The organism is Arthrobacter sp. OAP107 (genome assembly GCF_040546765.1).
Classification (GTDB): Bacteria; Actinomycetota; Actinomycetes; order Actinomycetales; family Micrococcaceae; genus Arthrobacter.
Genome location: NZ_JBEPOK010000001.1, coordinates 2,115,409 through 2,135,103, shown reverse-complemented (window position 1 = coordinate 2,135,103; position 19,695 = coordinate 2,115,409). Strand labels below are relative to the sequence as shown.

At 67.8% G+C, this 19,695-nt stretch carries 17 protein-coding genes; 5 read left to right on the top strand and 12 right to left on the bottom strand.

Annotated features, from left to right (window positions below; all coding sequences use genetic code 11):
• Window positions 1-35 precede the first annotated feature (35 nt).
• From glpK to ABIE00_RS10000, 3 genes are all read right to left on the bottom strand, one after another.
• Complete coding sequence (glpK, locus tag ABIE00_RS10010; RefSeq protein WP_354259690.1) at window positions 36-1,550, bottom strand: glycerol kinase GlpK; 1,515 nt, start codon at window positions 1,548-1,550, stop codon at window positions 36-38.
• A gap of 123 nt (window positions 1,551-1,673) precedes the next feature.
• Entirely contained in the window at window positions 1,674-2,420 is a 747-nt protein-coding gene (locus ABIE00_RS10005) for an MIP/aquaporin family protein (RefSeq protein ID WP_331572752.1), read from the bottom strand.
• Window positions 2,421-2,477: 57 nt separating this feature from the next.
• On the bottom strand, window positions 2,478-4,280 hold the full coding sequence (locus tag ABIE00_RS10000; RefSeq protein WP_354259687.1) for a glycerol-3-phosphate dehydrogenase/oxidase: 1,803 nt from the start codon (window positions 4,278-4,280) through the stop codon (window positions 2,478-2,480).
• Window positions 4,281-4,419: 139 nt separating this feature from the next.
• Here ABIE00_RS10000 and ABIE00_RS09995 point away from each other — a divergent pair, with 139 nt between their 5' ends.
• Window positions 4,420-5,382 carry a sugar-binding transcriptional regulator gene (locus tag ABIE00_RS09995; RefSeq protein ID WP_354259684.1) on the top strand — a complete coding sequence of 321 codons (963 nt, stop codon included), beginning with the start codon at window positions 4,420-4,422 and terminating at the stop codon, window positions 5,380-5,382.
• Here the strand turns inward: ABIE00_RS09995 and ABIE00_RS09990 are convergent.
• Genes ABIE00_RS09990 through ABIE00_RS09980 form a run of 3 tightly spaced genes read right to left on the bottom strand, consistent with a single transcriptional unit; the run spans window position 5,360 to window position 10,022 of the window.
• Window positions 5,360-6,355 (bottom strand): NAD-dependent epimerase/dehydratase family protein, encoded by a 996-nt coding sequence (locus ABIE00_RS09990; protein WP_354259681.1) that lies wholly within the window; start codon window positions 6,353-6,355, stop codon window positions 5,360-5,362. The two genes, ABIE00_RS09995 and ABIE00_RS09990, sit on opposite strands and share 23 nt — an antisense overlap.
• Window positions 6,352-9,006 (bottom strand): alpha/beta fold hydrolase, encoded by a 2,655-nt coding sequence (locus tag ABIE00_RS09985; protein WP_354259678.1) that lies wholly within the window; start codon window positions 9,004-9,006, stop codon window positions 6,352-6,354. Before ABIE00_RS09985 ends, ABIE00_RS09990 begins: the two co-directional genes overlap by 4 nt.
• The gene (locus ABIE00_RS09980) at window positions 9,000-10,022 is read right to left on the bottom strand and encodes a 3-oxoacyl-ACP synthase III (protein WP_331572762.1); all 1,023 of its coding nucleotides are present in this window, start codon (window positions 10,020-10,022) and stop codon (window positions 9,000-9,002) included. The genes ABIE00_RS09985 and ABIE00_RS09980 overlap by 7 nt, the downstream gene beginning before the upstream one ends.
• A 221-nt stretch (window positions 10,023-10,243) precedes the next feature.
• Here ABIE00_RS09980 and ABIE00_RS09975 point away from each other — a divergent pair, with 221 nt between their 5' ends.
• The 4 genes from ABIE00_RS09975 (at window position 10,244) to ABIE00_RS09960 (ending at window position 13,578) form a co-directional block, all read left to right on the top strand.
• Window positions 10,244-10,606, top strand: a complete 363-nt coding sequence (locus tag ABIE00_RS09975; RefSeq protein WP_331572764.1) for a VOC family protein — start codon at window positions 10,244-10,246, stop codon at window positions 10,604-10,606.
• 85 nt (window positions 10,607-10,691) lie between these two features.
• Window positions 10,692-11,561, top strand: a complete 870-nt coding sequence (locus tag ABIE00_RS09970; protein ID WP_354259673.1) for an aldo/keto reductase — start codon at window positions 10,692-10,694, stop codon at window positions 11,559-11,561.
• A gap of 14 nt (window positions 11,562-11,575) precedes the next feature.
• The gene (locus tag ABIE00_RS09965) at window positions 11,576-12,505 is read left to right on the top strand and encodes an alpha/beta fold hydrolase (RefSeq protein ID WP_354259670.1); all 930 of its coding nucleotides are present in this window, start codon (window positions 11,576-11,578) and stop codon (window positions 12,503-12,505) included.
• Window positions 12,502-13,578, top strand: coding sequence for a glycosyltransferase family 4 protein (locus ABIE00_RS09960; protein ID WP_354259667.1), 1,077 nt, complete (start codon window positions 12,502-12,504; stop codon window positions 13,576-13,578). The genes ABIE00_RS09965 and ABIE00_RS09960 overlap by 4 nt, the downstream gene beginning before the upstream one ends.
• Before the next feature lie 19 nt (window positions 13,579-13,597).
• Here ABIE00_RS09960 and ABIE00_RS09955 read toward each other — a convergent pair whose 3' ends face one another.
• From ABIE00_RS09955 to mihF, 6 genes are all read right to left on the bottom strand, one after another.
• Complete coding sequence (locus ABIE00_RS09955) at window positions 13,598-15,685, bottom strand: primosomal protein N' (RefSeq protein ID WP_354259664.1); 2,088 nt, start codon at window positions 15,683-15,685, stop codon at window positions 13,598-13,600.
• Window positions 15,686-15,769: 84 nt separating this feature from the next.
• Window positions 15,770-17,005 carry a methionine adenosyltransferase gene (metK, locus tag ABIE00_RS09950; RefSeq protein WP_354259661.1) on the bottom strand — a complete coding sequence of 412 codons (1,236 nt, stop codon included), beginning with the start codon at window positions 17,003-17,005 and terminating at the stop codon, window positions 15,770-15,772.
• A gap of 76 nt (window positions 17,006-17,081) precedes the next feature.
• Entirely contained in the window at window positions 17,082-18,317 is a 1,236-nt protein-coding gene (gene coaBC, locus ABIE00_RS09945; protein ID WP_354259658.1) for a bifunctional phosphopantothenoylcysteine decarboxylase/phosphopantothenate--cysteine ligase CoaBC, read from the bottom strand.
• 40 nt (window positions 18,318-18,357) lie between these two features.
• Window positions 18,358-18,618 (bottom strand): DNA-directed RNA polymerase subunit omega, encoded by a 261-nt coding sequence (gene rpoZ, locus ABIE00_RS09940; RefSeq protein ID WP_003800778.1) that lies wholly within the window; start codon window positions 18,616-18,618, stop codon window positions 18,358-18,360.
• 15 nt (window positions 18,619-18,633) lie between these two features.
• Window positions 18,634-19,230: a guanylate kinase gene (gene gmk, locus ABIE00_RS09935; protein WP_354259655.1), complete on the bottom strand. Its 597-nt coding sequence runs from the start codon at window positions 19,228-19,230 to the stop codon at window positions 18,634-18,636.
• Between the two features lie 45 nt (window positions 19,231-19,275).
• The gene (gene mihF, locus ABIE00_RS09930) at window positions 19,276-19,599 is read right to left on the bottom strand and encodes an integration host factor, actinobacterial type (protein WP_043418338.1); all 324 of its coding nucleotides are present in this window, start codon (window positions 19,597-19,599) and stop codon (window positions 19,276-19,278) included.
• Between the last annotated feature and the right edge of the window lie 96 nt (window positions 19,600-19,695).

Genomic DNA, 19,695 nt, shown 5'->3' with positions numbered 1-19,695 from the left:
GGTGCGGCCTCCTCTCTGGAGCTGGACGCGGAAGCCTACCTCACGTCGGCGTCGACCCAGTCCATGGACTTGGTGACGGCCTTCCTCCAGAGCCGCAGCTGCCGTTCCCGCTCCTCTGTATCCATGTTCGGCTCCCAGCGCTTGTCCTCGGACCAGTTCGCGGACAGCTCGCCGAGGTCCTTCCAGAAGCCGACGGCGAGGCCCGCCGCGTACGCCGCGCCAAGCGCCGTCGTTTCCACTACCTTCGGGCGGATGACCGGAACGCCGAGGATGTCCGCCTGGAACTGCATGAGGGCATCGTTGGCGACCATCCCGCCGTCGACCTTCAGTTCGGTGAGCGGAACGCCCGAGTCCGCGTTGACCGCATCCAGCACCTCGCGGGTCTGGAAGGCCGTGGCCTCAAGCGCGGCCCTGGCGATGTGGCTCTTGTTGACGAACCTGGTCAGGCCCACGATGGCGCCGCGCGCGTCCGACCGCCAGTAGGGCGCGAAGAGGCCGGAGAACGCCGGCACGATGTACACGCCGCCGTTGTCCTTGACCGAAGCGGCGAGGGACTCCACCTCGGGGGCGCTGCTGATCATGTTGAGGTTGTCCCGCAGCCACTGGATGAGCGAACCCGTGACGGCGATCGACCCTTCCAGCGCATAGTGCGGCGCCGCGTCGCCCAGCTTGTAGCCGACAGTGGTCAGCAGCCCGTTCTTGGAGTGGACGATCTCCTCGCCGGTGTTGAAGATCAGGAAGCATCCGGTGCCGTAGGTGTTCTTGGCTTCGCCGGTCTCGAACGCTGCCTGGCCGAAGGTGGCTGCCTGCTGGTCGCCGAGGATGCCGGCCACCGGCACCTCCCGCAGCAGCTGCGAGGTGTGGACCGTGCCGTAGACCTCGGAGGAGGACTTGATGGCGGGCATCATGGACGCTGGAACACCGAAGATGCCCAGGATTTCCTGGTCCCACTGCAGCGTGTCGAGGTCCATGAACATGGTCCTGGAGGCGTTGGTGACGTCCGTGACGTGCACCCCGCCGTCCACACCGCCGGTGAGGTTCCACAGCACCCAGCAGTCGGTGTTGCCGAAGACCAGGTTCCCGGCCTCCGCCTTCTCCCGCGCGCCGTCGACGTTGTCCAGGATCCACTTGATCTTGGTTCCGGAGAAGTACGTGGCCAGCGGCAGCCCGACCTTCTGCTTGAACCGGTCCGCTCCCCCGTCCTTCGCCAGTTCGTCCACGATGGGCTGGGTCCGGGTGTCCTGCCACACGATCGCGTTATAGATCGGCTTGCCCGTGGTCTTGTCCCAGACCACCGCCGTCTCGCGCTGGTTGGTGATGCCGACGGCGGCAATATCGTGCCGGGTCAGGTTCGCCTTGGACAGGGCGGAGCCGATGACCTCGCGGGTGTTGTCCCAGATCTCCGCGGGATCGTGCTCCACCCAGCCGGCCTGCGGGAAGATCTGCTCGTGTTCCATCTGGCCGGAGGACACAATGCTGCCGCTGTGGTCGAAGACAATGGCGCGGGTGCTGGTGGTGCCCTGGTCGACGGCGATTACGTATTGGCTCATGATGACGTCCTTGTCGTTGTGCTTGAGTTTGAACAGATGTGGTTATGGATATGGTTTTCGGATGTGGGTGCCGCTTATGAGGGCGCTGTGTGAATCAGTGCCGTTTGAATCAGGCGCCGCGGTTCAGGTGGCTGCCTTGAACACAATGGGCAGCAGCCCCACGAGCCCGGCCAGGATGCCGCCGATGAGCGGACCCGCTACCGGGATCCAGGAGTAGCTCCAGTCGCTGGACCCCTTGCCCTTGATGGGGAGGATGGCGTGGGCGATGCGGGGTCCGAGGTCACGGGCGGGGTTGATCGCGTAGCCCGTGGGGCCGCCCAGCGAGACGCCGATGCCGACGACGAGCAGGGCCACGGCCAGCGGGCCAAGACCGGACGGCGTTCCGCCGAAGGTGAGGATCACGAAGACCAGCACAAACGTGCCGATGATTTCCGTGATCAGGTTCCAGGGGGTGGAACGGATGGCAGGGCCGGTCGAGAAGACGCCGAGCTTGTTGGCGGGCTCGGGTTCGGCATCGAAGTGCTGCTTGTGCGCCAGCCACGTCAACACGGCGCCCAGGAAAGCGCCCAAGAGCTCACCGCCGTAGTAAGTCAGCGTGGACGCGAGGTCGACCGGCACGCCGGGGGCGTATTCGGCCTTGCCGTTGACCAGCAGGCCTGTGGTGACGGCCGGGTTGAGGTGGGCGCCGGACCGGGCGGCAACGTACACGCCGGCGAAGACGGCGATGCCCCACCCCCACGTGACCATCAGGAATCCTCCGTTGTTGCCCTTCGTGCCTTTGAGCGCAACGTTGGCCACCACGCCACAACCCAGCAGGGTCAGCATGGCGGTTCCGAAAACTTCGGAAAGAAAAACCAATCCAAGAGACATCTTTGACTCCTCTATTTTCTGTTGTCAGTCCTTCGCGTGTTGAAGGACGGTTTCCCGCTAAGCGACGAGGCTGTGGACCTCGACGCCGTGGTATCGCTTCAGCACCTCCTGGGCGTGGTTGATCTCCGCGGCAACTCCTGCCGCATCCCAGCCGAGCGGCTCGGCCAAGGCCTCAGCAACATCGTTCAGCAGCTCTCCGGTGACCAGGCCGCGGAAGGCGAGCGAGGTGCGCCGGATCAGCACGTCCACCAGGTGCCCTACCTGTTCGCGGGCAGCCATGAACTGCAGTTCCCTGACACTGAGCTCCCGGGTGGAGCGCAGCAGCCGGTCTTCGCCGGCGTCGAGATAGCTGATGACTTCCTCTGCGCGGGTGCCGTACCTGGTCAGCAGGCCGGCCGTCCGGTCGGCATCGCGGGTGGCGGTCATGTGCGCCTTGATCCACTTCTGGATTCCGGCGTCGCTGTCCGGGAACCCGGCGCCGCCGCCGATGGCGAGCTTCGCCGTCGAAATTTTCCGTTCCAGTCCCAGTTCGGCGAGGACGTCGCCGGCCAAGTGTTCGGCCAGGGCCCGGAAGGTGGTCCATTTGCCACCCACCAGACTGAGCACGACGGCGCCGCCCTCCTGGGCGCCTGGTCCCGGGGCGCCTGGTCCCGGGGCAAGCCGTTCGATGCGGTAGTCCCGCGATACGAATCCCGGCTGGGTGGCGTCGTGCCGGGGCAGCGGACGCACGCCGGAGAACGTGTACACAATCTGGCCGCGGTTCACGGCGATGTCCGGGAAGACGTGCCCAATGAGGTCGAAGAAGTAGTCGATTTCCTCGTCGGTGCAGACGGCGTCCCGGGACATGTCGGCGTCGACGTCCGTGGTTCCCACCAGCACTCGGTCACCCATGGGGTAGATCAGCACGATCCGGCCGTCGGTGTGTTCGAAGAAGATCTCGCGTCCCTTGCAGGCCGCCAGCAGGCCGGGGTGGTCCAGGACGATGTGCGAACCCTTGGTCCCGCCCATGAACGTGGTGGGGGTACCCATGGCCTGGTTGGTGAGGTCCACCCATGCCCCGGTGGTGTTGACGATAACGTCCGCCGTGAAGCCGAATTCTTCGCCGGTCAGTTGGTCGCAGAGAACCGCGGTGCTGGAACCGTCTGCGTTGGACCTGACAGTCGTCAGGGCGAGGTAGTTGCTGGCCCTGGCTGAGTTACGTGCGCTGCCCGCCTTCTCGCCGTCCTGAAGGACGTCCAGGGTGAGGCGCTCCGGGTTGTGCACGGACGCGTCGAAGTAGGTGGCGGTGTATTTGACGCCCGGGTGCAGCATCGGGAGTTCGGCCAGCGCCTTGTGCCGCGTGCGGAACTGGTGGCGGGGGACACTGCCGCCGTCGCGGGAAAAGGAGTCATAGAGGCTAAGCCCCAGCTTGATCAGGAACGCGCCGCGCTCCTTGGGCTTGCCCTGCTGCTTGTGGGTCAGGAACCGCAGGGGCGCGGCCAGGACACCGGAGAAGGTGCTGAAGATCGGAATGGTGGTCTGCAGCGGCTTCACATAGTGGGGCGCGATCCGCAGGAGCCTGTTGCGCTCAACCACGGATTCCCGGACCAGCCGGAATTCCCCGTTTTCCAGGTAGCGGATGCCGCCGTGGATCATGTGCGACGAGGCACCGCTGGCGCCCTGGCAGTAGTCTCCGCGTTCCACCAGTGCCACATCGACGCCCTGGAGGGCGAGATCGCGGAATGTTCCGACGCCGTTGATGCCGCCGCCGATGATCAGGACCCGGGCATTGGGCCGCTGGCGCAGCCGGGAGACGGACTCGCGCTCCGCACCGGGGGCGGCAGCGCTGTTGGTATGGCCGGATGAATCCTTGAGTCCCAAATCTGCTCCTTTGGGTTTGGTTCGAAAAGGCTTGTTGCGGGCAGCGCACCGAATGGTGCGGGGCCGTTCACCACTATTGTTTGAATTATTGGAAAATAACGTCAAGCACTATGCACAAACGTGCAGAACGGAACCATGAATGCCCCGTCCCCGACATTCCGACGCGCTGCGCGCCGCCCAGCTTTACTACATGCAGGACCTGACCATGGACGCCATCGCCCGGGAGTTGCAGACCTCCCGTTCCACGGTTTCCCGGCTGCTTTCAACCGCCCGGGAGACCGGACTGGTACAGATCCAGATCCGCAGTCCGCTGGACACCGGACCTGAATTGGAGCGGCTGATCCGGGCGCAGTACAAGGTGGATGTGCACGTGGTGCCCGTCCTGGACACACTGAATGAGGCGGAGACGCTGGACCGGGTGGCCATGCAGGCAGCACGCACCATCGGCCCCCTGGTGGACTCCAACGCCATCATCGGGGTGGCGTGGGGCGCCACCCTCAGCGCGGTGAGCCGGCACCTGACGCGCAAGATCACCCACGACAGCGTGGTGGTCCAGCTGAACGGCGCGGGCAATATGCAGACCACCGGCATCACCTACGCCAGCGACATCATGCGGCGCTTTGGCAGCGCGTACGGGGCCAGGGTTGAACAGTTTCCCGTGCCGGCCTTCTTCGACCATGCGGCAACGAAGACCGCGATGTGGAACGAGCGGAGCGTGCAGCGCATCCTGGACTTGCAGTCCCGCATGAGCATCGCGATCTTCGGCGTGGGTTCCGTGGACGCGGACTACCCCAGCCACGTCTACGCGGGCGGGTACCTCGACGAGGACGACCTGGTCACCCTGGCGGAGTCCGACGTCGTCGGGGACGTGGCCACGGTGTTCTTTCGCGGCGACGGGTCATCTGATGGCATCACACTGAACGAACGCTCCACCGGACCATCGCTCGACCAGCTCCGCCAGGTGCGCCGCCGGATCTGCGTGGTTTCCGGGGCGTCCAAGATCAACGGGCTCCGCGGTGCACTGGTCGCCGGGCTGGCGACCGACCTGATCCTCGATGAGGCGTCGGCCCGGCGGCTGGTCAGCTTCGAGGGCGCGGGCTGAGCGGCCGGGACCCGTAGTGCTCGGCCAGCCGCGCCAGTCCTTCGTCCAGCGGGACGGCAGGAGTCCAGTCGAGGAGTTCGCGGGTCTCCCGCTGATCGAACCAGTGGGCGGTGGAAAGCTGCTCAGCAAGGAACCTGGTCATCGGCGGCTCCTCGCTCCGGCCGGCCCAGGTCCAGACCTTCTCCACCACCGCTCCAACCGCCCGTGCCATCCCGCCCGGAACAGTCCACGACGGCGCGGTGACGCCCCCTGCAGCGCAGATGCCTGCCAGCAGCTCGCCAACCGGGCGTGGCTCGCCATTGCTCACCACCAGGGCCCGGCCGTGAATGTGTTCGATGCGGTGCAGCGCGGCGACGATCGCCGAGGCGGCGTTGTCCACGTAGGTGGTGTCGATCAGGGCCGCGCCGGCGTCGAGCAGCGGCAGCCGGCCGCGGCCGGCGCGTGCGAGGACGCGTTCCACCAGCTGGGTGTCGCCGGGGCCCCAGACAATGTGGGGGCGCACCGCTGCGACCCGGAACCCGGGATCGTCTGCTGCCAGTGCCAGCAACTCTGCTTTGGCCTTGGTGCGGGAATAGTCGCCATGTGCATGCTCAGGGTCAGCCGGTTCCGCGCCCAGCCCGGCGATGGCGGCGCCGGAGTTGGCCACCGACGGGGAGGAGACGAAGACCAGGTCCCGCACCCCGGCAGCCCGTGCGGCATTCAGCAGACGGCGGGTCCCTTCGACGTTCACTTCGTCGAACTCCGCGGCACGGCCGGTGAAGGAAACCTTCGCAGCCAGGTGGATGATTCCTTCGGCGCCGGCGATGGCGCGGCCGAGCGCCTGATCGTCCGTGACGGACCCGCAGAAGTCCTCAGCGCCGTCGACTCCTGACGGACGGCGCTGGAACGTGGCCACGGCATGGCCCTGGCGGACCAGCAGCCGGGCCACCTCCCGGCCGAGCAGCCCGCTTGCACCGGTAACCAGGACCCTCATGGCTTTCCCGGCCGGCCGCCGGACAGCACGCGCGATGCCCAGCGGGACAGGCGCGTCCTGTCGATCTTGGCATTGTGCCGGATGTCGGTGGGCTGGGCCGGGACTTCGAGCACGGCAGCGATACTGACGCCCGTTTCGAGGGCCGCATCCCGTACCCGCCCCGCAAGGAGCGGCGCAGCCGGGCCGGCTTTGCGGGCGGAGGGTACGGTCTCGACGACGGCGACGACGGCCTGCGTTCCCGACGGACCGACCCCGACGACGGCAGCAAGTCCGACGTCGTCCAGGCGTTCGATGGCCTGCTCGGCGCCCACCGGCGTCACCACGCCACCGGGCGCCGTCACGATGTGGGCAAGGCGTCCCTCCACCCAGAGCCGGCCGGCGGCGTCGAAGTGCCCCACATCGCCGGTGCGGTGCCAGCCGGACGTGCGGATGCTCTCGCGCTGGGTCAGCCAGAGACGGTCGTAGGCTTGCTTGACATGCGGGGCGCTGACGAGGATCTCGCCGGTCACTCCGGCCTCCGTGACCGGTTCGTTCCCGGGTGCGGAGCCGTCCGCCGCCAACGGCACGACGGCGACGCGGGCCCCATGCACCGGCAGGCCCACGCACACGCCGTTGCCGGCCCCCGGCACTGTTCCGGCGGTGGCATCGGCCTCCGCCCCGCGGATCCCTTCAAGGCTGATGTCGGTCACGGGCAGTGCCTCGGTCATCCCGTACGGCGTGTGCAGCGAAGCCTGGGGCAGCAGCCGCTGCACGTCGGCCAGGAGCGGTTCCGGGACGGGCGCCCCGGCGGAGAGAAGCAGCTCCACGCGCCCCATGGCCATGTGTCCGGTCCGGCCCAGTCCGCCGCGGGTCGCGACGACATTGCGCAGCGCTGCGGGCGAGGCGAAGACCACTGTTGCGTCGATGGCTGCGGCGGCGTCCGCCAGCGCGCGGGCCGTCAAGGTTCGGGGCGCGGTGACATCCATGGCCGGCGTCACCGAGACCGCTCCGAGCGCGGGCCCCAGCAAGGCGAACGGCGCGAAAGCCGCCACAAGGCGGGCACCGGAACGGATCCCGAAAGTTTCCGCCACAGTGTCCCGCATCGCGCCCAGCTGACGGTGGGTGTACAGCACGCCTTTGGCGGGGCCGGTGGAGCCGGAGGTGAAGAGCACAGCGGCGTCGGCGTCCGGGTGCGGCGCGGGCGACGGCGCCTCCGGGCTCAGGCCGGAACCGTGCCGGGCAAGGGCGGCAAGGGAGGTTTCGGCGCCCAGAACTCGCTTGGCAGCCGGCGGGACATCACGCACGCTGATCCGGCGTCCCGGCCAACCGAGCACCGCGGCAGCCGCCAGCGCCCTTTCAATGCCGATGAGGAAATCGGGGGTGCCACCCTTCACGGCGCGGCTCAGGCCCCGGGTTCCCAGGCCTGCGTCGGCCACGACAACCACCGCGCCGAGCCGCAGGCAGGCGTAGAGGGCCACGGTCAGGTCCGCCCCGGGGGGAACCATCAGGCTCACCCGGCTGCCGCTCCCCACCCCTGTTGCGCGCAGCCCCGCCGCGAGGGCTGCGATGCTCCGTTCCAGTTCCTGCCAGCTGAGCCGGCGGGCGACGTTGCCGTCCGCGTCCATTTCGGCGACGGCGGTGTCCCCGCCGGCGGCTCCTGCCGCCAGTTCGGTGAGTGGCGCCCATAACGGCGGGACGCCGTCGGCCTCGGCTTTCGTCTCCTCCGGGACAAGGGCTCCGTCCCCACCGAGCTCGGCGAGCCACTCGAAGACCGGGGTGGCGATGTCCCGGTCTTCCGCGACCAGGTGACCGGCGCCTTCGAAGCGGTGCACTTTCGCGTGCGGCAGCCGGGTGATGAGGTCCTTGAGATATCGGTCGGAAAAGATCGGGTCCCGCGGCCCCCAGAGCATCAGGGCCGGAACCGTCAGCCCGTGCAGCCCTTCCGCCACGCCGCTGAGCGCCGGGAAGCTGGGATGGGAAGCATCCACCGGAATATCCGCAACGAAGTTCCCGACGCCGGCCCGGCGCCCGGCGCCACGGTAGGGGGCCATGTAGGCCTTCCGGATGTCGGCGGGCAGCGGCGGGTTCGCCAGCGAGTGCGTCACCCGAAGAAAGGCGTCCGACCTTGTGGTACCCCACCCGTGCACCGCGGGGTGCAGGGCAAGCCGCAGGGCCGGCGGGATCCCCGAATCGGAGGGCTGGTGGACGGCTGTGTTGGTGAGTACTGCCCCGGCGAGCTGCTGCGGATGCGCCAGCGCCCAGCCCAGGCTGATCACGCCGCCCCAGTCGTGGCCCACCGTGACAACCGGCCCGTCCAGGCCCAGCGCCTCGGTCAGGTCACCCAGGTCGTTGATCCGGTCCGCGAGGCGCCGGAATGTGCCGGTGCGTTCGGAGAACCCCATGTCCAGCTGGTCCACTGCCACTACGCGCCACGGATGCACGGGGTCCGATCCGGCTGCGAGCAGGCTCCGCCACAGGTAGGACCAGGTCGGGTTCCCGTGGACGCACAGCAGGGTGCCCGCGGGAGTGAGGCCACGGCGGGAGAGCTGGGCAGCGTTGTCGAGCAGGTGCCAGCGGCGAACGGTTCCGGGCACATCGGCGGCGGAGGTTGAGGCCACAGCGATTTCCCGCGACCATTCGTGGTCGACGCCTGGCCAGCCCGCGGCTACCAAACGATTTCCATCATGGCGGTGTTCAGGCCTGAACCGACTCCCATGCACAGCACCCGGTTGCCGGTTTCGAGGGTCTGGGCCTCTGCGGCCAGGGTCATCGGGAGCGAAGCCGGGCCCACATTGCCCCAGTGCGGGAACGTGATGGGAACCTTGTCCGGGTCCAGGTCGATCGCGTCGATGATGGCCTTCGTGTAAGCATTGCTCACCTGGTGCGTGACGTACCGGTCCATCGAGCCCCAGTCCCATTCCGGCTGCGCCTCGTGCCAGGCGTCGACCACGAGCTGCAGCCCGCCGTCGAGCAGGCCCTTCGTGTCCGTTGCCATGCCGTCGATGCCGCCAACGCACAGCTCATGGTGCTCGGTGCCGGCCCGCATCACCCCGCCCACGATCCGGTGCGCGCCGGGGTTTTGGTCCGCCGGGCCCAGGACCGCTGCGGCAGCCCCGGATCCAAGCGTGAGCGTGGCAAACTCCCGGTTGAAGTCTTCACGCGTGGTCTCGGGCCGCTGCAGCCGGGCCAGGGTGGCCTCCTGCGTTGCCTCGGCATCTTCACCGTTGACGATCATCGCGTACTTGATCTGGCCGGAGTCGATCATGCTGGCCGCCAGGGTCAGCCCGTTGACGAATCCGAGGCAAGCGTTGGCCAGATCGAAGTTCATGGCCGACGACGGCAGACCGAGGCCGTGGTGGATCTTCACCGCGACGGAGGGTTCCAGGTTGCGCCGCGTGACCGACGTATTGATCAGCAGGCCGATGTCGGACGGTTCGACTCCGGCCTCGGCCAGGGCCTTCGCGCCGGCTTCCACCGCGGCATCATCGAATGATGTCCCGGCGGCCCACCAGCGCCGGTGCGTGATGCCGGCTACGCGCTCCAGCAGCCGCGGCGGAAACTTCAGCCGCTGCAGGGTCGAAGCCAACCTGCGATCGAAATCCGTGGAACTCACGATCCGCGGAGCCTCGACGCTGCTCACCGACAGCAGCGCGGTGTTGCTGTGCCGGAAGGTTGCATTTCCTGCCAAGTCAAGCCCCTGTTCGTTTCCGTCTTGCATTCATGCGGTGACTGTACCCATAAACCCATCAGTGCAAGCCCAAGAGAGCTTAACTATGCCGGTGCGAGCCCGGATCATCCTATTTCGCGCCCGCGGCGCCGCCGGCGTTTTTGGGCGCTTTTGCCCGCAATTGCCCCCGAAACCGGTGGGAAACTCTCGGAAAACCATCGCGGCCGTGCGAGGATGACCGCATGAAAATCACCAGACAGATCGTTGTGTTCGACGCCGCCGACCTTCCTGCCGAGAGCACCTTCTGGGCCGGCCTGCTGGGCGGCACCGTGGATGCCGAGGATGACTGGCACACTGTCAGCGTCGACGGAAACGCGCGCCTGGGCTTCCAGCTCGCGCCGAACCACGTGCCGCCGGAATGGCCCGACGGGAATCCGCAGCAGATCCACCTCGACCTCTATGTCGAGGATGTCGCGTCCGCCCACGATGAGGCCATCTCCCTCGGTGCACGCCTGCTGAAGCCGGCGGAGGACATCACCTCCGCCGAGGGCTTCCAGGTCTACGCGGACCCCGCCGGCCACCCCTTCTGCCTCTGCTGGGGCTGAACCGGGGCCACGCTCCCGGGCCCGGGACGGAAACTCTACCTGCCGGTCCCACGCGCCGCGGCACGGTATCGGTAGAGTCGTATCCATGACTACCTCACCCCGGCTCAGCCTGAACAACGGCGTGCTGATCGACCAGTTGGGCTTCGGGCTGTACAAGGTTCCGCCGAAAGGCACCGCCAACCTGGTGGCCACGGCCCTGGAAGCCGGGTACCGCCATTTCGACACGGCTGCCATGTACGGGAACGAATCAGGGGTGGCGCGCGGACTGGTCGAGGTATTCGCCGCTGAAGCCTCCACCGGCGGTTCGGGTGAGGCCGCCCCGGGCACCTCGCGCGAGGACCTCTTCATCACCACCAAGGTGTGGAACGACGACCACGGCTACGACGCGACGCTGCGGGCGTTCGATACGTCGATGATTAATCTCGGCCTGGAATACGTGGATATGTACCTGATCCACTGGCCGTGTGCGAAGCGCGGGCTGTTCCAGGAGACCTACCGCGCCCTGGAGACGCTGTACCGCGAGGGCAAGGTGCGCGCCATCGGCGTCTCCAACTTCCTGCCGCAGCACCTGGACCAGCTACTGGAAACAGCCGAGGTGGTGCCGGCCGTCAACCAGATCGAACTCCATCCCTGGCTGCAGCAGGCCGAGCTGCGGGAGAAGCACCGCGGCCTGGGAATCCGCACCGAGGCGTGGAGCCCCCTGGGCCGCGGACAGGTCCTGGAGGACCCCGTCATCGGTGCCCTTGCGGCCGAACACAAGGTGAGCCCGGCCCAGGTGGTCCTGCGCTGGCAGATCCAGCTGGGCAACATCACCATTCCCAAGGCCAGCTCCGCGGCCCGGATCCGGGAAAACCTCGACGTCTTCGGCTTTGAGCTCTCAGACCTGGACATGGCGGACATCGAAGCCCTGGAGCGCGGATACCGCACCGGCTCCCACCCCGACAACGTCAACTAGGACTCCCCCAGCAGATGAGAACAACCGACTCCGAGCCCGCCACCGCACCATCCTTCGTCAGCAGCGGACTCGCCGCCCGCACCCGTGCCGCCACCGTGCAGCTGGCGGGCAGCAACGTTGCCTACTGGGTGTACGAACCGGAAAAGACCACGCCGGACACCCGCACCATCCTGGTCATCCACGGTTTCCGCGGCGACCACCACGGCCTGCTGCGGGTCGCCGACCAGCTGACTGAGATGCGGCTGATCATGCCGGACCTCCCCGGGTTTGGCAGCTCCGGAGCATTTACCGACGCGGGCCACAGCGTGGAACGCTACGGCCGGTTCATCAGCGACTTTCTGGCGGCGCTGGGACTGGGCCCGGACACCGTCCTGCTGGGCCACTCGTTCGGCTCCATCGTCGCCGCCCACTTCGTCGCAGCCCATCCGGAGGCGGTCTGGCCGCTCATCCTGGTCAACCCCATCGCCGCGCCCGCACTGGAAGGCCCGAAGGGCCTCATGACCCGGCTGGCAGTGCTGTACTACCGCCTCTCGGCGCGGCTCCCCCGCCCCCTCGGCCTCGCGCTCCTGCGCAGTCCGCTCATCGTGCGGGTCATGAGCGCGGCCATGGCCAAGACGAAGGACAAGGACCTGCTCCGCTTCATTCACGGCCAGCACCACGCGTACTTCAGTGCGTTCGCCAACCGGGACAGTCTGCTGGAATCCTTCACCGCGTCCGTCAGCAGCAATGTGGCCGAGATTGCGCCGCGGCTCACCCTGCCCGTGCTGCTCATCGCCGGCGAAAAGGACGAGATCGCCCTGCTGCGGGACCAGCACCGGCTTGCCTCCCTGCTCCCCGACGCAACGCTCGATGTCATCCCGGGCGTCGGACACCTGATCCACTACGAAACGCCCGGGCCTGCCGCAGGATTCATCCGCCGCTTCCTTAAGGACCACTCCGCGTGAAAATAGTGATCGATGCCCGGTTCACCCGGACGGACCACCACGACGGCATCAGCCGCTACGGCTCCAGCCTCATCGCGGCCGTCTCCAAGATCGCCGACGTGTCCATGCTCATCAGCGACCCGCGGCAACTGGCGCTGCTCCCCGATGTTCCCCACACCCTCATCAGCAGCCCGCTCTCCCCCGCGGAACTCTTCGTGGCCCGGAAGGTGAACCGGCTCGGGGCTGATGTGGTGGTGTGCCCCATGCAGACCATGGGCACGTGGGGACGCAAATACGGCCTGGTGCTCACCCTGCACGACCTCATCTACTACGAGCACCCGGCACCCCCGGGCTTCCTGCCGGCACCGGTCCGCATCCTGTGGCGCCTCTACCACAAGGCGTTCTGGCCCCAGCGAGTCCTGCTCAACCGTGCCGATGTCGTCGCCACCATCAGCAGGACCACCGAGGCCCTGATGGCCAAGTACCGCCTGACCAGCCGTCCGGTCCGCATCGTCAGCAACGCCCCGCAGCCGGCCCAGCAGCCCCGCGACCCGGAAGCGGCGCCGGAGAAGACCCTGCTCTACATGGGCTCATTCATGCCCTATAAGAACGTCGAAACCATGCTCGCCGGAATGGCCGGCCTGCCTGACTACACACTGCATCTGCTCAGCCGGATCACGCCGCACCGCCGCGCCGAGCTTGAGGCGCAGATCCCCGCCGGAGCGAACGTCGTGTTCCATAACGGAGTGACCGACGACGAATACGCGGCGATGCTGAACCGCGCCACCGCCCTGGTCACGCTGTCCAAGGCCGAGGGCTACGGCCTGCCCCTGGTGGAGGCCATGGCACTGGGCACCCCGGTGATCGCCAGCGACATCCCGATCTTCCGCGAGGTGGGAGCGGGCGCCGCCACCTACGTTGCGACCGAATCAGCCCCCGAGTTCACCGCCGCCGTCCGCAGCCTCGCGGACCGGCAGCACTGGCAGGACATCTCCCGGCGGTCTGTGACGAGGGCAGAGCAGTTCAGCTGGGACGAATCCGCCCGCCAGCTGGTGGACGTTGCGGCAGAGGTCATGGCACTGCGCCGCAAGTAGCGTCGCCGAACCCGAGGCGTCAGAGCACGTCCACGCCGTCGAGCCGCAGCTGGACCGGGTCCTCGGTGCGTTTCGCGGCGCCTGCGGCCTTCGCTGCCCGGAGCACCCTTGTCACGATGGCTGCCTGCGCGTATGGAATGAACAGCAGCGTGCGCACGTCCACACTCTCCATGCCCGCTGCACTGGTGCTTGCGGTCTGCAGCAGCGGCGCCGGGCCTGCAACGCGCAGCTCCACTCCCTCGTCGGCAAGGAGCTTGGTTGCCGAGGCGGTGAAATGGCCGACGGCGGTGCTGCCGCCGGTGACGGCGGCAACCCGCACCGCCGGCGGCAGCTGCAGCTCGGTGCGCAAGCCCAGTTCCCGCTGGGCATAGCCCGCCGGGTCCCACCGCAGCAGCGCGCCCACGGCGGCGGTGTCGTCGGCGGTGATGACGACGATCCCGCCCTCGGTGGCGGGCTTGACCAGTGAAGCGGCGTTGAACCAGCGCCGGACGGCGTCCTCGCCCGCGCGCAGGTTCTCCCGGCGGAGCAGTGAATCGCCGTCGAGCAGCAGCGCCGCGGCGTATCCGCCCGGAGCAACAGGCTCGGCACCCACCGTGGCGACCACCAGCGCGCACGCGTCCGTCACGGTGGCCTTGACGTTCTGGCCGGATGAGGTGACCACGGCCTTGCCGGGAAATGCCCGGCCCAGTTCCTCTGCCGTGCGGAGAACGCCGGCCGCACCGCGGCGGAGCCGGGTGCCCTGGCAGTGCACGCAGCGCCAGGCCGGTGCCGGCGTCGAACACCAGCGGCACTGAGGAACAGCGGCGCTGCCGGCGATGGCGAGCGGACCCTGGCAGGAAGGGCACCGCGCCGGTTCCCGGCAGGTTTCGCACGCCAGTGACGGCGCGTACCCGGCCCGGGCAACCTGGACCAGCACCGGGCCGCGTTCGAGTGCTTCCTTGGCGGTACGCCACGCGGCGCCAGGCAGCCTGGCCAGCCGGGCGAGCGGGTCGCGCTCCTGTTCGAAGCTGTCGGCCGTGTTCAGGACCCGGGGAACAGTGCGGCGGATTACCGTGCGTTCGGCTTCCACGGGCATCGCCCAGCCGGCGTCCACCAGCCGCTGCACCTCAGTGCTGCGCGCGTGCCCCGCCAACAGGCAGGCCGCGCCGTCCTGTTCGGCACGGAGCAGCAGCACCTCGCGGGTGTGGGCATAAGGGGAACGTTGTTCGACGTGGAGGTCGTCGCCGTCGTCCCAGCAGACGACGAGCCCCAGGTTCTGTACGGGGGCGTAGGCGGCCGAACGGGTGCCGACGGCGACGCCCGCGGTGCCGTTGAGGACCCGGAGGTAGCTGCGGTACCTGGGCGTCTGGCCATCGTCGGCCGTCAGCCGCGCCACGTCATCGGCGGGCAGGATTTCCTCGAGGGCAGCCTGGACCAGGTCCAGGTCGCGGTAGTCGGGAACGACGACGACGGCGCCGCGTCCGGACTGCCTGACCGCCGCCACGGCCTCCGCGATAAGCCGCGGCCAGCCGTCCGGCCCGAATCCCTGCAGCGCGCTGAGGGCAGCCCGGGGCGAGCCTCCGGACCCGAGATGGCGGAGGAAGGCGGCACCGTTCCGGTAGCGGGTCCAGCCGGAGCCGGACAGGTCCGGGCCGGCGGCGGACGGCGTGGCCGGTTCGGCGCCGGCAAGCTCCTTCTCCACCTTGACCACCCGCGGCGGGATCGCCACCCGGAGCACATCGCTGACGGTGCCCGCATAGCGTGCGGCCACGCGGCCAGCGAGCTCCTGCAGCGCGGGGGTCAGCACAGCAACCGGCGAGACGACCTTGTGCAGCGGGACGAGGGGCTGGCCGGCGTCGGACTCCGCAAGCCGTTCCAGGATGTAGCCGCCGAGTTCCTGGCCGCTGAACTTCACCCGGACCCGTACGCCCGGCCGGGCGTCATCATCCAGTTCGGCGGGCACGCTGTAGTCGAACGGCCTGTCCAGATGCGGCAGCGGGGATTCGATGAGCACGCGTGCCACCGGACGGACGGCAGCCAGGGCGGGGCCGCCGTTGGGCCTTGCCGTGGCAGGGAACCCCTGCAGCAATGACAGCTGCAGGGGTTCTGATGTTGGATGCGAAGACATGCGCCTTACCTCCGTCCTGGGTTGCTCATCAGCCAATCACAGGGGTCTGACATTCCCGGTGCCGGCGGACGCGGACGGGACGGCTCAGGCGTTGAAGTACGCCTTCAGGTCGTCCACGCGGTCCAGGCGCTCCCAGGTGAAGTCCGGATCGTCGCGGCCGAAGTGGCCGTGGGCGGCCGTCTTGGCGTAGATGGGACGCTTGAGGTCCAGGGCGTCGATGATGGCGCGGGGGCGCAGATCGAAGATCTCCGCAATTGCGGCGCTGATCTTTGCCGGGTCCACGGTTTCAGTCCCGAACGTCTCGACATAGGTTCCCACCGGGCGGGCCTGGCCGATCGCGTAGGCGATCTGGATCTCGGCGCGCTTGGCCAGTCCTGCGGCCACCACGTTCTTGGCAACCCACCGCATGGCGTAAGCCGCGGAGCGGTCCACCTTGGACGGGTCCTTGCCGGAGAAGGCGCCGCCACCGTGGCGGGCCATGCCGCCGTAGGTGTCCACGATAATCTTGCGGCCGGTGAGTCCGGCGTCGCCCACCGGGCCGCCGATCACGAACGCGCCGGCCGGGTTCAGGATGTTGGTGGTGCGCGAAATGTCCAGGTCCGCCAGGGCCAGGACGGGGTCGATGACGTGCGTCGCGAGGTCCGCCCGCAGCTGGTCAAGGCTGAAGCCGTCGGCGTGCTGGCTGGAGATCACGATGGTTTCCACCGAAACGGGCCGGTCGCCGTCGTACCCGATGGTGGCCTGGGTCTTGCCGTCCGGGCGGAGGTAGGAGAGTTCGCCGTTCTTGCGGACTTCGGTGAGCCGCTCCGACAGGCGGTGCGCGATCCAGATCGGCGTGGGCATGTAGGAGGGTGTCTCGTCGCTGGCGTAGCCGAACATGAGGCCCTGGTCGCCGGCGCCCTGGAGGTCGTAGTCGTCCTCCTGGCGGCCTTCGCGCGCTTCGAGGGAGTTGAAGACGCCGCCGGCGATGTCGTTGGACTGCTGGCCGATGGACACGGAAACGCCGCAGCGTGCGCCGTCGAAGCCGTTGGCGGACGAGTCATAGCCGATGCCCAGGATGGTCTCGCGGACGATCTGCGGGATTTCGACGTACGCGTCGGTGGTCACTTCGCCGGCCACGTGGACCAGGCCGGTGGTGGCCATGGTCTCGACGGCAACGCGGGACTCGGGGTCCTTGGCCAGCAGAGCGTCCAGGATCGCATCACTGATCTGGTCACAGATCTTGTCCGGGTGCCCTTCAGTCACCGACTCCGAGGTGAAGAGCCGAAGCGCGGCGGGTGCTGACCCGTGGGATTCTGGAATGTGCAGCGGTAAAGTCACTCAACTACCTTACTGGTTGGCAAACGGCGGGGCGGCAGCGTGTGTCCCCATGCTAAGGAGACGTTGCTAACGGCCGTCAGGTTCGCGGAAAGACCCGGCTCAGTTCGGAACCGATCCGATCAATGACAATGGCGGCGACGTCCTGCTTGGAGCCGGAGGCGGACTGGGGTTCGGAGCCTGCCCGCGAGAGGATGACCACGGAGTTCTGGTCCTGGCCAAAGACCTTGTCCGCGCCCACGTGGTTCACCACCAGCAGGTCGCAGCCCTTGCGCTTGAGCTTTGCCTCGGCGTAGGAGAGCACATCGCCCTGCTCATCGCCGGTCTCGGCGGCGAAGCCCACCACAATCTGGCTGCTGCCGGCGGCGTCGCGCACTGCGACGAGCTCGTGCAGGATGTCAGGGTTGCGGACCAGCGTGATCACGGGGTCAGCGGTGTCGTCGCGTTTCTTGATCTTGCTTCCGGACACCTCCGCCGGGCGGAAGTCGGCCACTGCCGCCGCCATAATCACGACGTCGGACCCGGCTGCCGCTGCCAGCATGACTTCGCGGAGCTGCAGGGCCGTTTCGACGGCGATGACTTCAACGCCCGCCGGGGCGGGCACCTCCATGTGGGCGGCCACGAGCCGCACGGTGGCTCCGGCGTCGCGGGCGGCCGCGGCCAGCGCCACACCCTGCTTGCCCGAAGAGCGGTTGCCCAGGAACCGGACGGGATCCAGGGGCTCCCGGGTTCCGCCGGCGCTGATGGTCACGGTACGGCCGGCCAGCGGCAACCCGGCGTCCGACCGGAGACCTTGGGCCAGGGCCAGGGCGGCTTCGAAGATGGCTTCAGGCTCGGGCAGCCGGCCGGGGCCTGAATCGCTGCCGGTCAGCCGCCCGCTGGCGGGTTCCAGGACCGTCACGCCGCGGCTGCGCAGAGTTTCGACGTTGGCCTGGGTGGCCGCATTCTGCCACATCTCGGTGTGCATGGCCGGGGCAAACAGCACCGGGCCGCCCGCCATCAGGAGCGTGTTGGTGAGCAGGTCGTTGGCCTGGCCGGTTGCGGCACGCGCCAGAAGGTCGGCCGTGGCGGGCGCCACCACGATCAGGTCTGCCTCGTGGCCGAGCCGGACGTGCTTCACCTGGTCGACGTCGTCGAAGACGCTGTTGGTCACCGGGTTTCCGGACAGGGCCTCCCAGGTGGCCACGCCGACAAAGCGGGTGGCAGCTTCCGTGGGGATGACAGTGACGTCATGGCCGGCTTCAGTAAAAAGCCGGAGGAGTGATGCCACCTTGTAGGCGGCAATCCCTCCCCCGACTCCGAGGACTATGCGCACGTGAACTCCGTCAGCAGGCAGTCTGTTTACTCTGCAGAGGTTACTCTGCAGCTTCGATCGGCGTGGAAACCAGCTTGCCCTCGTTGATCTCGCGCAGGGCGATGGACAGCGACTTCTCGTTCAGCTTGGTGTCAACCAGCGGGCCGACGTACTCGAACAGGCCCTCGTGCAGCTGTGCGTAGTAGGCGTTGATCTGGCGTGCACGCTTGGCACCGAAGATCACCAGGCCGTACTTGGAATCGGCTGCTTCGAGCAGCGAATCGATCGGCGGGTTGATGATGCCTTCAAGGTTCGTGGACACGAATTCTCCAAATTTCTAGCGGGCTGACGGCGTCTGCGACTGGCGCGGATGCGGCGTGAGCCCCATGAGTGAAACAAGCTCGTCCGCTGCCCGGCGGACGTCGTCATTGATGACGGTGTGGTCGAACTCCGGTTCAGCAGCAAGTTCTACTTTACCGGTTTCCAGACGGCGCTGCTGTTCCTCGGCTGATTCCGTGCCCCGGCCCACCAGCCGGCGCACCAGTTCTTCCCAGCTGGGCGGTGCAAGGAAGACGAACTGGGCATCCGGAACGGCCTTCTTCACCTGCCGGGCCCCCTGCAGGTCGATCTCCAGCAGCACGGACCGGCCTTCGGCGATGGCCTGGTTGACGGTGCTCTTCAGGGTCCCGTAGGTGTTTTGCCCGTGAACCACTGCCCATTCGAGGAATTCGCCGGCCGCCACGAGGGCCTCGAACTCCTCCTTGGACTTGAAGTAGTAGTGCACGCCGTCGATCTCGCCGGGCCGCGGGGCTCGGGTGGTGGCCGATACGGACAGCCAGACCTCGGGGTAGGTGTCGCGGATATAGGTGGACACGGTGCCTTTGCCAACAGCCGTAGGACCAGCGAGGACTGTCAGTCCGGGTTTGTTGCTCACGTATTCCTTTGGGCGGTGTCTACAGATGACTCTGTTCGGATAAAGCTATTTCTCGTTCATAAAATCTACCAGCGCCCGGCGCTGGTGGATGCCCAGGCCCCGGACCCTGCGGGACGCGGCGATGCCGAGGCTGTCCATGATGGCCGCGGCCCGGACCTTCCCGATCCCCGGCAGTGCCTCGAGGAGTTCCGAAACGCGCATGCGCGCTATGGCCTCCTCGGTGCCGCCGGAGTCCAGGATCTGGGCCACGGTCAGCTCTCCGGATTTGAGCCGTTCCTTGGCTGAGGCCCTGGCAGCCCTTGCCGCCGCGGCCTTCCTGAGTGCGTCGGAACGTTCCTGCGGTGACAAGGGTCGCAAGCTCACGGTCATTCCCCTGGGGTCAGCCAACGGATCCGCGGCCGGCGGCGTTGGAGCAGCCACGGATTTGTCCTGAACCTACTCCCTGCCGGCCGGAGAAATCAATGG

What these genes read in the sequence shown, in the direction of transcription:
- glpK (WP_354259690.1), bottom strand. Translation starts at nt 1,550, where the DNA reads ATGAGCCAATACGTAATCGCCGTCGACCAGGGCACCACCAGCACCCGC.
- ABIE00_RS10005 (WP_331572752.1), bottom strand. Translation starts at nt 2,420, where the DNA reads ATGTCTCTTGGATTGGTTTTTCTTTCCGAAGTTTTCGGAACCGCCATG.
- ABIE00_RS09995 (WP_354259684.1), top strand. Translation starts at nt 4,420, where the DNA reads ATGCCCCGTCCCCGACATTCCGACGCGCTGCGCGCCGCCCAGCTTTAC.
- ABIE00_RS09990 (WP_354259681.1), bottom strand. Translation starts at nt 6,355, where the DNA reads ATGAGGGTCCTGGTTACCGGTGCAAGCGGGCTGCTCGGCCGGGAGGTG.
- ABIE00_RS09975 (WP_331572764.1), top strand. Translation starts at nt 10,244, where the DNA reads ATGAAAATCACCAGACAGATCGTTGTGTTCGACGCCGCCGACCTTCCT.
- ABIE00_RS09970 (WP_354259673.1), top strand. Translation starts at nt 10,692, where the DNA reads ATGACTACCTCACCCCGGCTCAGCCTGAACAACGGCGTGCTGATCGAC.
- ABIE00_RS09965 (WP_354259670.1), top strand. Translation starts at nt 11,576, where the DNA reads ATGAGAACAACCGACTCCGAGCCCGCCACCGCACCATCCTTCGTCAGC.
- ABIE00_RS09955 (WP_354259664.1), bottom strand. Translation starts at nt 15,685, where the DNA reads ATGTCTTCGCATCCAACATCAGAACCCCTGCAGCTGTCATTGCTGCAG.
- mihF (WP_043418338.1), bottom strand. Translation starts at nt 19,599, where the DNA reads ATGACCGTGAGCTTGCGACCCTTGTCACCGCAGGAACGTTCCGACGCA.